We start from the raw sequence: 1255 nt of genomic DNA, 5'->3' as shown, positions 1-1255 counted from the left end.
AGCACCCCGGCAGCGATCGAAGCTGCCTACAGCGCGTCACGCTACGATCGACCCACCGAGCCCGCCCGGGCCCGGTGACAGACACCAACGCCTGCACCAAACCCGGGGCGCAACATAGGCCCGCGCGGCCGCCGCCGCGGCGGCCGCAGCAGCGGCCGCGGTCTGGCTACCGCACCATCAGTTCCAACGACGGCGGACCGGCCACGACCTCAAATCGGTCGAACAAGCCGAGGTCCGCCTCATCCGAGGCATTGGTCGCAGCGACGGCGGCGTAGCGGTGGTGAGCCTCAGCCGCCTCTCAACTCCTCGAGTTCCGCGATGAGTGCGAATCAGGCGACGTCTCCGGACTCGCGTGCAGCAGCCTCGGATCAAGGCTCGTCGGGATGCCAGACTGCCAGGTCGCCGCCCGGCATCGACACGATCAGCAGACCATGCGGGCCCGCGACGGTCCACGCTTCGTAGTCCTCGGATGTGGTTACCGACACCCGCCAACCATCGACAAAGGACAGTTCCAACCGGCCATCATCGAACGCAGCACCCCACGCCACGGTCGACCGATTCAACCCGAGCACCGGCGCAAGTTGAACTGCATCACCCTCAGGAACAACGAGCCACTCCTGGCCACCCTCGGCGGCGAGTACGAAAGGCTCCTCGATCCTCACCTCGACATCGTTCCCCAGGCACAACGTCACGGCGTAATCAAGACGAAGCTGGAACACCGACTGCCCAACGACCGGAAGAACCCAATGATCACCAGCCCTGGTCAACTCAGTCATTGCGGCCATGCTGGCCACGGCCCGATGTAGTCTTGGCTGATGTGGGTCGCGGGCTTTGAACCTGGTTTGCCAAAGACATCAACCGGCTGACCATGAGAATTGTGCACGCGGACATAGCCGCGTGGGTATCTCGTGGTCGGCTCCATGATCCTGATCATGTCTGCGTTTCCTACCGCTGCCGGACGTTGGAAAATCAAGCCCTTATCATTATCGGCGATCCGCTGACTCCAGCCCTTGGGGATGTCGTAGGTGACACCTCGCCCAGAGGTCACGAATAGTCGATGACCGCCCTCGGCAGTTTCCTCTGCTTCGTTGGCGCCTGTGTTGAAGCCGTAGGGCTGGTCTCCGCCGCTGTTGCTGATGGTACCGGGTTCGGCGGTGTCACCGCTGTCGATGGTGGTGCATTCCCAGCCGGTGCCGTTACGCCGCACCTGCCCACCAGCGGCACACTCCTCCGCCAACAAGTGACTGCTCTGTAT

General features: G+C 63.4%; 2 protein-coding genes. Both read right to left on the bottom strand.

Translation table 11 applies throughout. The features are described 5' to 3' along the window. Window positions 1-368: 368 nt before the first annotated feature. Window positions 369-776 carry a DUF6188 family protein gene (locus LY13_RS25465; RefSeq protein ID WP_253831102.1) on the bottom strand — a complete coding sequence of 136 codons (408 nt, stop codon included), beginning with the start codon at window positions 774-776 and terminating at the stop codon, window positions 369-371. Next, the coding region (locus tag LY13_RS25460; RefSeq protein ID WP_253831101.1) for a hypothetical protein at window positions 773-1255 on the bottom strand (483 nt) is incomplete at its 5' end. The genes LY13_RS25460 and LY13_RS25465, both read right to left, overlap by 4 nt.

The organism is Prauserella aidingensis, assembly GCF_024171865.1.
Lineage (GTDB): Bacteria > Actinomycetota > Actinomycetes > Mycobacteriales > Pseudonocardiaceae > Prauserella > Prauserella aidingensis.
The sequence above is the reverse complement of the archived record's forward strand: the minus strand, read 5'-3'. Positions and strand labels throughout refer to the sequence as shown.